We start from the raw sequence: 13,963 nt of genomic DNA, 5'->3' as shown, positions 1-13,963 counted from the left end.
ATTGGTACCACGATATAAAACTTTCGCGAGTTAGCATACTGGTACTTGCGCTAGTGTTGAGCCTGAGAATTGGGCCTGCCCAGCAGGTTCAGGCTGCAGCGCAACCTCTGCCTTGCGAACTGCGTGAGCGCGCCTCGCTACCTGGGCGTGCCGCCCGTTTCGATCTAGCCTGCGATCTCACTGGGCGTGGCTCGCTGGAGGACAGGCTTACTATCATCGACCGCGACCCTCTCCGCGCATCAGATGTCAGCTGGCCTGAGCTGGCTGGAACGCACGAGGCGACCTGGATCTTCGACGTTAACGATGACGCCACGACAGAGCTCGTCGTCATCTTCAGACAGCCAGAAACCGTGCTCATCGCTGAGCTATATGACGCACAGGGCGATCCTGCTCGACTCGAGCATCAGATCGATGGGGCACAAGTCATCTTCCTGAACCAACTCCAACCTACGGTACGCATGATTGCCTCAGACGGCTGGTGGACGCGCAATGGAAAGATCAACTTTAATCTCGACATCGCTGTTGATGGACTGGTCGAAGCAGCCTTCGATGTGCATTGGGCGTTGAAGAATCGTGTCGCCACCGATGGTTTCATTGATTTCATTATTCGCATCCGTGACGAAAACAACGACGGTCGTCCCGATTATGATTGGCGCACCGTGCAACACCCCCCCCAACTGCCACCGTTCACCCTGCCGCGCACCTTCCTCATGGTGAATGAAAAAGATAATGAGCCACCTCTGGCACCAGTGCTCCCATGGCCGTTCCTAGGTGGTGAAACCTACTATCTTACCGCTTCGCCTCTGCCGAGCAGCGACCCTCCGATCCAAGTCAACTGGGAAAGCGGGACTATCACTACAGTTGGGGAATTCGTACGCTCGCGCGGAAACGACGGGCAGTGGTTCGTTTACTCGTTCGAGGAAGTCAAGCAGGACGAGTATAGCTATCCCGACTTCGAGGCTCCCTTTGCCTGGTATGACCTGGCTGACGATAACGATCACGCTCCCGAGCTTTCGGTACGCCTGGGCTATTTCTGGGCATTCAGTCCGGTATTTCTCAGGGGCAATTACAACCGCCCGATCAATTTTGTTCGCTACTCGTGGGATCAAAAAAATGATGGTCGCTGGGATTACAAACTCGCCCTACTTGGTCACAACGAGGTCACCACGACGGTTACTGTCGACGACCTCGAAATGAGGCTTGTCGATTACGATGAACTCCCCGGCTGGGTGCTTCGGCATGACTGGGGTGTGGCCATCTTCGTAACCTCGGAGAACGGCGGCGTGTCAGGTGAAGGCATCTATACGTGGGATGCTCCGGTCTGGTTAATGGAGCAATATTTCACGGGACGCTCGGATCTGCCGATGCCGGAGATTGATCTTGAGACGTACAGGGGCGAAGACTTGCGTCGTATCGAGCCAGGCTTTCGTGGCGAGTACCAACTCGACCTGAATGGACAGGTTCGCCTGTATGTCAGCGCCGTAGACCGTAGGCCGCACCTACTGTACGGCGACCGTGGGATGTGGAACATCGACGGGCGTAGCACGATCCATTACGCCAACCTGGACGGCGACAAGTATTTTGACGAGTGGCGCCTGATGGTCGACGGTGAACTCGTGCGTCAACTGAACGACGGCCGAGACTATCTGGTGCTCGCGGAGAACAATATCGTCACACTCGCGCCAGTGACTACCGAGCGAGCTTTGGTCGAGCTAGTACCACCTCGTGACCACCAGGGGTGGTTGGCTTTCGGTAAGCAAGTGAACGCCCACCTTGGCAGCTTCGAGCCGGACGATTTTGCGGCCATGCTAGATAGCCTCGGCGGGTCACCCAGCAGGATCGTCGGCGCTAACCTGCGCGATTTCCGCTCGCAGCCGGAGGGATTTCGCTTCGTGCTTGAGCTCCAGCCTGGCTTCCGCCTAGAGGGCGCCGAGCAACTGACCCTTGAAGACCTCGCCCCCGGAAGCTACGTCGTCACCTACGACGGGAGCTTCAGCGTGGTGCCACTGACTCCGCCTGAGGTGGAGTTGACGGTGGCGATCCCCCCCACAGATTTTTCCCTTTTCGAGCCAGCGGTGCTCCAGGTGTGGGCCTCGAACCTGGGCAGCGAGGATGCCCGCGAACTGAAAGTCGTCGCCGAGATTAGCCGCAATGGCGTCGCCCCCATTGAGATTGCGGAAGGGTCGCTGGCCCTGCTCGCCGGCGAGCCGGTCGATACCCTTATGACGTGGTGGCCCCGGGAGGCGGGCACGTGGGAGATGCGGATCCAGGTTCTGAACACCGAGGGGCGCATGCTCGCCGAGCAGAAAGTGACGCTGCGGGTGGTCGAGTCGCAATGGTATAACATCCCGGCGATCTTCGAGGCCTCGACAGGGCTAGGCCACCGCGGATCGGTCTTGCTGTTGCTGCCGGTACTCGCCCTGCTGATCGGGCTAGGCGTCTTTCTGACGAGCAGCGCAACAGCTAGAAGGCAAGACTCATGAGTGCTCTACTGAACGATCAGGAGCACGACTCTATCATGTCTGCGCGTGCCCAGTTAGCCATACTTCTTGTAGCGGCCGGGCTGATCGGCCTCTACACATTGCTGCGCTACGGAGGCCACTGGGGCGAGGGCGATACATCGACCTTCACCCGCGCGATCCGCTCAGTGGCCGACACCGGGCGTATCGCCCCGGACGACCGCTTCGTCTACGGCAGTGGCTACAACTACCCCTCGCTGGTCGTCTTCTTAATGCACCTCTGCAGGATCAACCTGTCGGACGTGCAGATCTACGCCGCCCCGCTGCTAGTGGTCTGGCTGGTGATACCGGCCTGGCTGGCCTACCGCGAGATAACCGGCTCGACGCGTGGCGCGACCCTGGCGACAGCCATCCTGATCATCCAGCCCGAGTTGCTCTTCGCCGTGCTGCGCGGCACCCACGAGAAGTTTACCCGGGGAATGATGCTGCTGTGCCTATTCCTCCTGTTCCGCAGTCTCCGCATACCCCACCACCCTGCCCGCTTCACTGCCCTGGTGATCACATTCTACCTGATGGGCTACGCTATAATCACTTCTAATAACCTAATGGCTACCTCGTTCACGGTGGCCATTGGCCTAGCCCTGGTGCTGATCTGGATGGTGAGCCGCCGGGAACAAGTGACAGCGCGGCTGTCAAAGCCCACGCTCACGCGGCTGGGCTACGTCGTGGCGACCCTGCTCGTCCTGGCCTTTCTGTTCATCTTTTATGCCTATACACCCGCTCATCACAGCCTCCTGATGATGGAGTCGATATGGGAACGGGTGTTGTCGATGCTGCTAAATGTGGAGGCTGAGCGTACGAACCCTTACACGATTATGGGCAACCTCTGGATCAACCCCGCTGTCTACATGCTGGTCAGCCTGGCCAATTGGCTATTGCTCGGCAGCACCGCGCTGCTCTGGATGGGACAGAGCTTCCAGTGGCTGCTTCGCGGCAAGGGTCCGGCGACCACCCACGAACTGCTGCTCTGGGCCTTCTACGGGGCGTTCGCCTTTCAAGGTGCCCTGAGTGTCGGCATCGACATCAGCGGCGCCCTCGCGGCAAACCTACAGCATCGTATCTTTCCCTCGTTCGCCATGCTAGCAGCGCCCATCGCAGCCCGGGCTATCATCGATTGGCGCCCAACCAACCTGCGAATAGGTCGCCTGGCAAATGCCGGCCTTGCCCTGGTCTTTGGCTTTCTCACTATCATGTCGGTGCTGAAAGCCACCAACGAGCCTATGGTGAGCAACAAGTGGCTGTTCTACGTGCCCGGCGAGCTTCAAGCGGTTGCCTGGTCGGAGGAACATCTGATCTACCGAACACTATGGACAGAGTTCGACGAGCGGATCTTCGCCGCAGTGCGTGTGGGTAATGGCGCGAGCGATATTCAGCTGAACATCATCCCTAATTTGGAAACGAACATTGTGCGTGACTTTCTGATCAGCGACGTTACGCGGTGGCGGAGCGAGCGCACCGGCGATATCATCCCGATCGAGGCCGACAGCCTGATCACCTACGACAACGGCCAGGCCCAGATCTACCATCTGCGGCCGCAGACGCCATACCAGCCATGAAGATCGGGATGATCAGCTACGGGCTCGACAGGGCGCCGGGAGGGATTGGGCGCTATACCCTCGAGTTGAGCGCGGCCCTGCGCGATGCCGGCGTGTCGCTCATCACCCTACAAGCCGGCGGACACAGCGCCGATCCTGCTACGCTCGTTCTGCGCGGCTCCAGGCTGCTCCCAGCGCTGATGACCCTGGGGCAGGTCCAGATCGCCCTTGCTGCACATCGCCACGACCTCGACCTTGTCCACGACCCGACCGGGTCGGCACCGCTGGGTCTCACCAGTGCGAGGCGGGTCGCAACTATCCACGATGTCATCCCCTTCGTCTACCCGGACACGAGCACGCGCCTCGACTGGCTGATCTACCGCCTCTGGCTGCCCCTGGTTGCCCGCAGACTCGACACGATTATCACAGATAGCCAGCAGTCACGCTCAGATCTGATCCGCTACCTCGCCCTAAAACCCGAACGGGTGAAGATCATACCCATGGCCGCCGCACCGCACTACCGTCCGGTCAGCCGGACCATTGTGGAGCAGACACTTGCGCGGCTCGGGATCAGGGCACCATACCTGCTCTTTGTAGGATCGCTCGAGGTGCGCAAGAACCTGACCCGCCTGTTCGAGGCGTACGCCAGGCTTCGCACCTGGTCGCGACAATGGACGCTCGTGGTGGTCGGGGCGCGCAAGCTGCGCCAAAGTCCGCTGAGCGCCACGGTGAGGCGGCTGGGCCTGGAGCCCAACATTCATGTCACAGGATACGTCGCCGAAGAGGATCTCCCTGCGCTCTACAGCGGCGCCGACCTCTTTGTTTTCCCCTCGCTCTACGAGGGCTTCGGCCTGCCGCCCCTCGAGGCCATGGCCTGCGGTACGCCCGTAGTCACCTCCAATGTCTCCTCGCTGCCCGAGGTCGTCGGCGACGCCGCACTCACCGTCGACCCCTACGATGTAACGGCCCTAGCCAGAGCAATGGAGCGCGCCCTGACCGATGCCACCCTCCGTACCGATCTGCGAGCAAAGGGCCTCGCTCGGGCTGCCCAGTTCACCTGGGAGCGTACTGCGCGCGAGACGCTGGAGGTGTATCGACAGGCGTTGAACAGCAGATAGCCAATTATGTATTCTGAAATCAACACCATGCACAAAATATAGCAACCCTAGATGGTTTGTAAACCAGACGGCGATTTTGTGGTATCATCTCCCGGAAGTACCGTGCCTACGCTGGGAGGATGACCGATGGAGACCGACCTGCACGCATTTCTCCAAACGACCACCGACGTACGCGAGTATCGACGCGCCATCGCGGTGCAGTTGGCGCTCCAGGGTACACCCTCTGCGACCATCCGGGAGGTGCTTCCCGTCTCGAAAGCATGTATCAGCACATGGAAGAAGATCTCCCACGCGTTGGGAACCGACGGCTTGCGCATCGGCTACCGTGGCTCGGAAAGCTCTCTGACGGCGACGCAACGGACGGAGGTGCTGATCTGGATTGCCGCGCAGACCCCGTGCGATGTCGCACGGTTGCGTGCGCATCTCCACGACCAATATGGCGTCGTCTATCAATCGGATCAAAGCTATGATGCACTCCTCCACGCCGCCGGCCTGAACTGGAAGAAGGTGCAGGCGAGCAATACCAAAAAAACGACGCCCAGGTCGCCGCGAAACATGCCGAACTGACCGCGTAGGTGACGGAGCATCAGGACGCGATCGAACGGGAGGAGCGGGTGCTCCTCTTTGTGGACGAATGCTTCCTCCATTGGGGGGACGTGTGTGGGTATGCATGGGCCAAGCGCAACGAGCGCGCGACGCTCGACGTCGTCAACACGCAGGCACGCCAACCCTTTTCTGGAGCCCTCGACGCCCTGACTGGCGCGATGCACCTGATGTCGTATCCGGTGGCCCAGACGGACAAGACCACCGATTTCCTGGTCGAGCTGCGCCTGCGCTCTCCGGACGCCAAACGCACGATCTGCTGGGATCATGCGCGCTGGCAGAAGGGGAAGGAGATGGAGCACTTTCTCGCCAAGGTGAACGGTGACCTTCCACCTGAGGATTGGCCGATCACCTGCATCAATGTTGCTCCCCATGACCCGACCCAGAACCCAATCGAAGAAGTTTGGCGCCAAGGCAAAGCTGCCATCCAGAAGCTTCGCCTCGTCGCTACGAAGTTTCAGGACGTCATCGACGCCTTTGAGCAGGGCTTGGAACGCCACATCTTTGACTTTCCCAACCGTCAGCGCTATGGTCGTTTACAAATGATCTAGGACTGCTATACCGTGAACGACATGAAACTCGACCAGCCGCTCGAACAACCCATACTCAGCTCCCCGCGCATCACCGCGCTTGACCGGGGCTACGACCTGCTGCTGCTCGGCATCTTCGCCCTCGCCATTCCCCTACTGCTACTGATGCCGGCCTGGCTCTGGCCGTTGCGGGTGCCGATGGGTCTGGTAGCGGTGCTGCTGGCGCCGGGCTACGCGCTGCAGGCGGCGCTCTTCAGCGGGCGCGCGGATCTCGACGGGATCGCCCGGATCGGGCTGAGCAGCGGGCTCAGTGTGGCGCTGATCTCGCTGCTGGCGTTGCTGCTCGACCGGCTGCCCTGGGGTATTCGGCCCTGGCCGATCGCGATCTCGCTCGCGGCAACGATCCTGCTTTTTGCCGGGGTAGCTCTCGTGCGGCGCAGGCGTCTCGGGGCCGATGCCTTCGTGCCGCCTGCGCCGCGCCCACGCGCCTGGTGGCACGAGTTGCCGCCGCGCCTGCGCCTGGGCTATGCCGCACTGGCTCTGACGCTGATCGGTCTGGGTACGGCGACCTACGTGACCCTGACCCTGCCCGATCCTGCCGAGCATCTGACCGAGTTCTACATCCTGGGTGCCGCGGGCATGGCTGAGGACTATCCGCGGGCAGGGGCGGTCGGTGAGGAGCTCTGGGTGACCATGGGCATCACCAACCGCGAAGCCGCGCCGCGCAGCTATCGCGTCGAGGTCTGGGCGGTCGACCCGTGGGAAGCCGATCGGCGCGAGTTGCTGGGCGAGGCCGGGCCGTTCGAGCTGGCCGACGGCGCGACGCACGAGCAGCGTTTGACCTGGGCAATGCCCTGGGCCGGCGACGACCAGACCGTCGAGTTCTACCTCTTCACCGGCGACGAGGCGGAGGAAGTGGAGCCCTACCGCCAATTGCGGTTGTGGTTGAACGGGACCGAGCAATGAAATGACAGAACATCGGTCTAGTGGTGTATAATAACGAGCCATGGGTGTTGAGAAGGAGAACGTATCTTTCTGGTTACGACGGTCACCACCACTACCACTACCGCTACCACCGTTACCACGATTGCGGCGGCGACGATAACGCTAATCGCCATTCTGGCGCTGATGGCCCTACTGATCTAGATCGAGGTGCAAAGCAGCGAGGCGAGCCTGGCAAGCGTTGGCCCATTCGAACTCGCTGATGGCATGACCTGGACCGAAGCCATCACGTTTGCAGTGCCTACAGCTGGCAATGATCAAGCGATTGATATCCTGCTCTTTACCCATGAAGATCCAGAGCCGTACCGCCAATTGCGGCTCTGGCTAGATGTACGAGGCCAGCCATGACCGCAGCGCTCACGCTTCGACGTTTTGTTGCCACCCCGCAGCGCATCTTCTGGCTCTACTTGGTGCTGATCGCAGGGGCCGAATTTCTCACAGCGGCGGTCAGTTCCATGCTTGGGCTTGCGTTGCATGCCGCCCTGCTCTTCGTCCTGATCATGCATGGAGCCTTTGGCACCAACGCGCATCAACGTCGGCTCGCGCTGGGGCTCATGCTCGCCCCACTGATCCGGCTGCTCTCGCTCACCCTGCCGCTCACCCGCCTCCCCCAGGTAGCCTGGTATCCTGCGGTTGCCCTGCCACTGTTTATGGCAACCATCGTGGTTATCCGGCAGGGCGGAGTCTCAGCACCTCGCCTGGGTCTGACCCCGGGACGGCTACCGCTGGAGCTAGCGATGGCCGGGTTTGGCTTTGGACTAGGCGCGCTCGAATTTATGATCTTGCAGCCAGTGCCGCTCATCGAGCAGTTCGCGTGGGTGCCCTTCATCCTGGCCTCACTGAGCCTCTTGATCTTCACTGGTTTTGCCGAAGAACTCTGGTTTCGTGGGTTGCTGCAACATAGCGCCTTGCGCGCCCTGGGCAACAAAGCCATCGTCTATGTAGCCCTTCTCTTTGCCATCCTGCACATCGGGTATCTCTCATTCACCGACTTTCTCTTTGTGCTGGCCGTCGGGTTGATCTTTGGGTTCATCGTGCTGCGCACCGGCTCCATCCTTGGCGTAACACTCGCCCACGGCACAACAAATATCACCCTGTTCTTGCTACTGCCGCACGTCAGCAACAGCGATGCCACGCAATTCACAAGCATCGTCTGGGCGGTGATTCTGGGAGGCACGGTCATCGGCACCATCGCGATTGCCCTGGCCGTCTGGCTTGGGCCGCGTCAGGCTCAAATGCCAGACGCACCATCAAAGCAGCATGCAGCGCAAGAGCAGAGCATGCTTGCGAGTGAATAGAGTGACGAGCAAAGTTAGCGATTATCTACCACAGGGTATTGTATTAGGCAAGAGCATTGTGGTACAATAGTAATGCAGGAATCCTCTATCAAAAGATAGGTGGATCTGAGCTAGTCGTCAGGGTAGCAGGTTTCGCTGCTCAAGGAGTTGCACGTAATTATGATTACAACGGTTACAACCACGACTGTCACCACGGTTACAACAATCACCTCTGTGGCAGTTGCCTCGCTCACCCTGATCGTTATCCTGACCCTGCTCGTGCTCTTGATCCAGAAAGAGATCATCGGTGGCTTCACCGGCATCCGCGCCCAACGCTTGAGCAAAGCCCTCAATGTCGCAATTATGCCGTTGAGTGTTGTCTTTATTACCTCAATGCTTCTGCGGGTTCTCGAAGTTCTACGTTAACGCGCAAGACCTTGCTAAGAAGGCGGTTTTTTTGACGCAAAGGCGCGAAGGCGCAAAGTTTTTAGCGGAGGTGCGCTAATCCTTGGCGTGAGCGTATGTGCAAGGTATTGCGTTAACGTGCATATGTGTGGTTTTATACGTCTGCCATCGTGAGGGCAGGCGTATTTAATTTGCCTTGTGTCCCGCCCGCCCTGCCCTCTCCGTCAAAGGGTTGCACTCCCATGGCTTGCTGGATGCCCGCCTGTGCGGGCATGACCTGGCGACGGGTGTGGGGCCTGACCTGGGTGGGCGCATGGGATGCCCGAAGCCGAAGCCTCGTGAGGTCTCATTGCGGTGTGTTGTTTTACAGGACAAAACTGTTTGCAAGGAAAGGTGGCTCTGATGAAAATCTCTAGACGTTACGCAGTTCGCCCATCGTTGATGCCCCTTGTGATGATGAGTATGCTCATCGTGGCCTTTGGGTTTGCTAGTGGGTGGGGCGGAGGCCGTGCCTATGCCCAGAGCAGCCTTCCGGGAGATACACCGCCAACGAGTCCTGTGCCACCAGGAGCACCGCCATTACCGCCAACACCAACCGTCGTGACCGAGACGGCCCCACTTAATGTGCCGGTCGATCTGAACAATGGAACAACGGTGTTGGCGACGTTGCCTCCCGCTGCACCGGGCGCGACACCACCCGAGCTCAGTTTTAGTATGCCAGCGGCAGCGCTGCAAAATGTGACTGACCGCAATGGCAACCCGGTTCTGGCAAATCGGCTCGTGATCGAGCCGGTGGATGCAAGCATCGCACCAACGTTGCCAGTGAATGAGATTAATATTAATGACATCATTCGCATTCAGTTGCTTGATCCCAATGGCAACCCGATCGAACGGCCAAACTTCAACCCACCGGTCGTGCTTTGCATTACACCGCCACCCGAACAAGTTACTGCTGCTGGTGGCATCGAGAATATCACCATGCGCCAGTTTGATAGTCTAACAAGTGTATGGGAGGTTTTGACCTCAGCAGTGATCGGAAATCAGATCTGTGCAAACGTAACCCATCTCTCGTTTTTTGCCCTGACGATGGTTCCGGCGGTGGTGCCCCTTCCTGCTGCGTTGCCCTCGACCGGTGCTGTCGATATGTTCCGCCTCGAGGTGCTGCTGGCTGTTATTGCCGTACTGTGGCTTGGCGGGACGCTTGTGCGAAAGCGTGGACGAGCATAATGAACAGGTATGCTGTCAGCATCTGGGTAAGCCTGCTGTGTCTGGCGCTGGCAGGTTGTACCGTGGCGGCGGAACCACCGGGGCAGGCACTCGTACCTACGCCAACAGCCGCGCCCAGGGCGACAGCCACGCCCAGGTTAACAGCTGCGGCAATGCGCGACGCGACAACGGCGACGGCGACGGCGAGCACCCCCACACGAGGGGTGACACCTTCACCGTCGCCAGCGCCGCTACCATCGATCAGTGCATCAAGCATTGCCGTCAACGATCAGCCGTTATTGCCTGCGCCAACCGCTGCCGCAAGGCCAGGCCTGGTGCGCCCGGTGGGCAACCGTGAACCAGGCCGCCTGGTCATCGCAGCGATCGGTCTCGATGAAGCGGTCGTAGGGGTTGGCCTGGATGCGCAGCGCTACCCGATTGTCCCCCCGCATAATGTTGCCTGGTACAATTTGAGTGCGCGACCGGGTGAAGGTGATAATATTGTGCTTTGGGGTCATGTCTTGCGTTTTCGCAACGCTCCTGCGATACCGGCACCCTTTGCCCGTATCCACGAACTGCATCTCGGCGCACCGATCGAGGTGTATAGTGCCGGTGGTGAACGCCGGGCTTACCGGGTTACTCACCAGATCCAGGTAACACCCGACCAGATCGAGTATATGTTGCCCAAGGGACGCGAGCGACTGACCCTGATCTCGTGCATTGGAGATATGGTGCTTGATCAAGGCGAGGTTGATATGAGTCATCGCCTGATTACGATTGCAGAGCCGGCACCGTAGTGGCTTGGCAAGGGCAGAGCGGCGAGGTTGAGCGCTGGTGGCGGTTCGTTGCCCTTTTGAGTGTGGCGGTCGTGCTGAGCCTTGCGTATGGAATGACGCTGGTACCGGGGGTAACCTGGGCGCACCAGGGAAGCGACAGTGGCGATCTGTTGACTGCGGTAGCCACCGGAGGCATACCGCACCCGCCAGGGTATCCGACCTACCTGCTGCTCGTCGAAACCTTTCTCCGTATACCATTGGGTTCAATGGCCCTACGCCAGGCCATCTTTTCTGCAGCGTGTGCGATCTTCGCTGCGCTCGGGATCGTGGTCATAACCATCCAACTAAGCCCTATGCACAGACGCTGGCATGCATCATTGATCGCCGGCATGCTTGCCGCCCTGTGGCTCGGCTTTACACCCCTTTTCTGGTCTCAGGCGATCATTGTCGAGATCTACAGCCTGCACATGCTCTTCTGCGTCGTGCTCTGGGGCTGGACAATCTGGCTGGTGCAACGCGGGGCAACCGCCTCGTGGAGTTGGAACGAACGGCTGGCGGGGCTAAGTGCCGGTTTAGCCCTGGGCAATCATCTTACGGTAGGGGCCGTCGTCGTAGCAATGCTGGTGATCGCAGGTTGGACCTGGCGTACAGAGCAATGGCTCCGGCGCATGGGTGCGCTCGTGCTCTGGATCAGCCTTGGCCTGCTGGTCTACCTGATCCTGCCGCTACGCGCCGGAGCCAGCCCGGCCAGTTGGGGTGATCCTCAGAGCATCGAAGGCTTGCTCTGGTTAGTGAGTGGACAGATCTACCACCACTTTGCCTTTCAGGTTGCCCCGCTTGAGTTGCTCGAACGCGCACAGGTCTGGGCGCAGACATTGATCGCACAGTTTGGCACACCGGGCCTGGTTCTCGGGCTATGGGGCTTGCTTGGTGTACCTATGCAAGCCGGCATGGTACGCAAAGCGATGCTACTCGTAGCGCTAAGCATCTCTGTTTTCGCAGTTGGCTATGGCAGCACCGATGCATCGATCTACATGCTTCCCGTTTATCTCATGCTCGCAATCGGGCTTGGCCAAGGCATCGCATGGATCATCGATCAACTGACTGGACAACCGCTCAAAATAGGCATAGCGGTACTCCTGCTAAGCCTCATCCTGGTAACACAGGCCTACCCGTCAAGTCTCTTCATACGTGCAGCCAATCGTGACGCAGAAGCGCATCATTTCATCACCGCAGTCCTGACGCAAGCACCGACCGGGGCCATCATCATGACCAGCAATGATCGCGACAGCTTCGCGCTCTGGTACTATCACCTGGGGTTAGGCGAACGGCCTGACCTCATTCTCGTTGCCAAACCACTGCTCCCCTACGTGTGGTACCAGGCTAACCTACGCGCCTACTATCCAACGCTACAGCTCCCCGTAAATCTACCCTCAGGTTGGGATGCAGCCCTGATTGCGCACAACCCCGACCGACCAGTCTGTTGGACAAGACCGGCCCAATCCCCGTTGCTCCATTGCCCACCTAAGCCCTGAAAAAAGCACACAAAAGGCCGCCCTCACACAAAAAAGCCAGCTCTGCTGGCTTTTTTGTGTGAGGGCGGCCTCTTTGCGCTCTTCTCAACCCTTTGCCTGGAGTATGGTATCCTGGCCTCCATGCTTCCAGGGAGAAGTTGCGGTAGAGAGGGTTTCAGGGAGGGCTTGCCCTGGCTGAAAAAACCATGCCTTCCCTCAAGCATGTAGATTGCCAGCACATTGTACCAGATGGAGCGAGTATGTCGATCGAGCGTGCGTTGGAGGGGGTGCGGATTGTTGAGGTGGCGACCTATTTTCCGGGGCCGCTGTGTACGCAGATTTTGTTGGGCATGGGGGCTCAGGTGACGAAGGTGTCGCGTCCGGGGGGGGATCCGTTGAAGGAGTTGACGCCGCTTGACGCGACGTATGCGCTCTTTAATGGGGGCAAAGAGGAGCTTGAGCTTGATCTGCGTGCGCCTGAGGGGGCGGCGCGGTTGCGCGAGTTGGTGATGGAAGCGGATGTCCTGGTTGACGGATTGCGTCCGGGGGCGTTGGAGCGAATGGGGTTGGGCGAGACGGCGCTACGGGTGGCGAATCCGCGGTTGATCTATTGTGCGCTGAGCGCGTATGGGCGCCACGGCCCAGAGCGCAGCCGAGCGGGACATGATCTTGATTTCGAGGCGCTGTCAGGGATGGTTGGGGCGACGCTTGCCAATGGCGAACCGGCGATGCCGGGGGCGCCGTTGACCGATATGGTGAGCGGGTTGACGGCGGCGACGGGCATCCTGGCGGCATTATTGGCGCGGGCGAAGGATGGTCAAGGCGCGATCCTCGACGCATCGATGGCCGGTGCATCGCGCTGGCTAATGGCGCTCTGGTACAGCGTTGAGCGTCAGCGCCCGGGGGCACGTCTGTTAACCGGCGAACGGGCCTATTACCGCCTGTATCGTACAGCGGACGGGCGGCATCTAGCGGCGGCGACGCTGGAACCGCACTTCTGGGCGCGCTTCTGTGGCGCATTGGAGCGCCCTGATCTCGTTGCGCGCCAGTTCGATGCCGACCAGGAAGCCGTAGCGCACGAGGTAGCGGCAGTGGTCGCGCAGCGCACGCTCGCCGAATGGCAAGGCATCCTTGCGCCGTTGGACGCCTGTGTATCGCCGGTGCTGACCATTGCCGAAGCCGCCGAGGCCGCCGGGGAGATCAGCGTGCGGTTGCCGATTCGCGGGTAGGGGCACGGGCGGGGATTGGGGATTGGGGATTGGGGATTGGGGATTGGGGATTGGGGATTGGGGATCGGGCACGGGCAAGCCGTGCCCGTACGGGCGGCGGGGCGCGGCGCGGTGTGGGGTGTAGGGGCGCAGCAGCCCCTGGCGCATCTCTTGCGAGAACGCCTGTTTGATAGCTGCTGCGCCCGGCGGCCGGTCGGCGGGGCATCGGGCGCGGGGAGGCACGGCGGCGCCGTGCCCGTACGGGGGCGC

The 13,963-nt window shown here is 60.1% G+C and carries 13 protein-coding genes and 1 pseudogene; 13 read left to right on the top strand and 1 reads right to left on the bottom strand.

Features of this window, described 5'->3' with window-relative positions; genetic code table 11:
• Positions 1-56 precede the first annotated feature (56 nt).
• The 13 genes from EKD05_RS09385 (at position 57) to EKD05_RS09325 (ending at position 13,714) form a co-directional block, all read left to right on the top strand.
• On the top strand, positions 57-2,483 hold the full coding sequence (locus tag EKD05_RS09385) for a hypothetical protein (protein ID WP_205703908.1): 2,427 nt from the start codon (positions 57-59) through the stop codon (positions 2,481-2,483).
• Positions 2,480-4,075 carry a hypothetical protein gene (locus EKD05_RS09380; protein ID WP_129672180.1) on the top strand — a complete coding sequence of 532 codons (1,596 nt, stop codon included), beginning with the start codon at positions 2,480-2,482 and terminating at the stop codon, positions 4,073-4,075. The genes EKD05_RS09385 and EKD05_RS09380 overlap by 4 nt, the downstream gene beginning before the upstream one ends.
• A gap of 8 nt (positions 4,076-4,083) precedes the next feature.
• Positions 4,084-5,172, top strand: a complete 1,089-nt coding sequence (locus EKD05_RS09375) for a glycosyltransferase family 1 protein (RefSeq protein WP_165360661.1) — start codon at positions 4,084-4,086, stop codon at positions 5,170-5,172.
• Positions 5,173-5,298: 126 nt separating this feature from the next.
• Positions 5,299-5,739, top strand: coding sequence for a winged helix-turn-helix domain-containing protein (locus tag EKD05_RS09370; protein ID WP_129672178.1), 441 nt, complete (start codon positions 5,299-5,301; stop codon positions 5,737-5,739).
• Positions 5,740-5,747: 8 nt separating this feature from the next.
• The gene (locus EKD05_RS09365; protein WP_129672177.1) at positions 5,748-6,326 is read left to right on the top strand and encodes a transposase; all 579 of its coding nucleotides are present in this window, start codon (positions 5,748-5,750) and stop codon (positions 6,324-6,326) included.
• Between the two features lie 21 nt (positions 6,327-6,347).
• Positions 6,348-7,271 (top strand): DUF1616 domain-containing protein, encoded by a 924-nt coding sequence (locus EKD05_RS09360; protein WP_240695713.1) that lies wholly within the window; start codon positions 6,348-6,350, stop codon positions 7,269-7,271.
• 186 nt (positions 7,272-7,457) lie between these two features.
• Positions 7,458-7,655 (top strand): hypothetical protein, encoded by a 198-nt coding sequence (locus EKD05_RS09355; protein WP_129672175.1) that lies wholly within the window; start codon positions 7,458-7,460, stop codon positions 7,653-7,655.
• A complete protein-coding gene (locus tag EKD05_RS09350) occupies positions 7,652-8,605 on the top strand; it encodes a CPBP family intramembrane glutamic endopeptidase (protein ID WP_129672174.1) in 954 nt (317 codons plus the stop codon). The genes EKD05_RS09355 and EKD05_RS09350 overlap by 4 nt, the downstream gene beginning before the upstream one ends.
• 159 nt (positions 8,606-8,764) lie before the next feature.
• On the top strand, positions 8,765-9,010 hold the full coding sequence (locus EKD05_RS09345) for a hypothetical protein (RefSeq protein ID WP_129672173.1): 246 nt from the start codon (positions 8,765-8,767) through the stop codon (positions 9,008-9,010).
• Positions 9,011-9,391: 381 nt separating this feature from the next.
• Complete coding sequence (locus EKD05_RS09340; RefSeq protein ID WP_129672172.1) at positions 9,392-10,216, top strand: hypothetical protein; 825 nt, start codon at positions 9,392-9,394, stop codon at positions 10,214-10,216.
• On the top strand, positions 10,216-10,992 hold the full coding sequence (locus EKD05_RS09335; protein WP_205703907.1) for a class F sortase: 777 nt from the start codon (positions 10,216-10,218) through the stop codon (positions 10,990-10,992). Before EKD05_RS09340 ends, EKD05_RS09335 begins: the two co-directional genes overlap by 1 nt.
• Positions 10,992-12,506, top strand: a complete 1,515-nt coding sequence (locus EKD05_RS09330) for a protein O-mannosyl-transferase family (RefSeq protein WP_129672171.1) — start codon at positions 10,992-10,994, stop codon at positions 12,504-12,506. Before EKD05_RS09335 ends, EKD05_RS09330 begins: the two co-directional genes overlap by 1 nt.
• 239 nt (positions 12,507-12,745) lie before the next feature.
• A complete protein-coding gene (locus EKD05_RS09325; protein ID WP_165360660.1) occupies positions 12,746-13,714 on the top strand; it encodes a CaiB/BaiF CoA-transferase family protein in 969 nt (322 codons plus the stop codon).
• Here EKD05_RS09325 and EKD05_RS26295 read toward each other — a convergent pair.
• Positions 13,686-13,963 (bottom strand): annotated as a pseudogene (locus EKD05_RS26295) (hypothetical protein); the annotation flags it as partial. The gene EKD05_RS09325 and the pseudogene EKD05_RS26295 overlap by 29 nt on opposite strands.

The organism is Candidatus Chloroploca sp. Khr17 (genome assembly GCF_004138165.1).
Taxonomy (GTDB): domain Bacteria; phylum Chloroflexota; class Chloroflexia; order Chloroflexales; family Chloroflexaceae; genus Chloroploca.
This window is presented reverse-complemented; position numbering and strand designations above follow the sequence as displayed.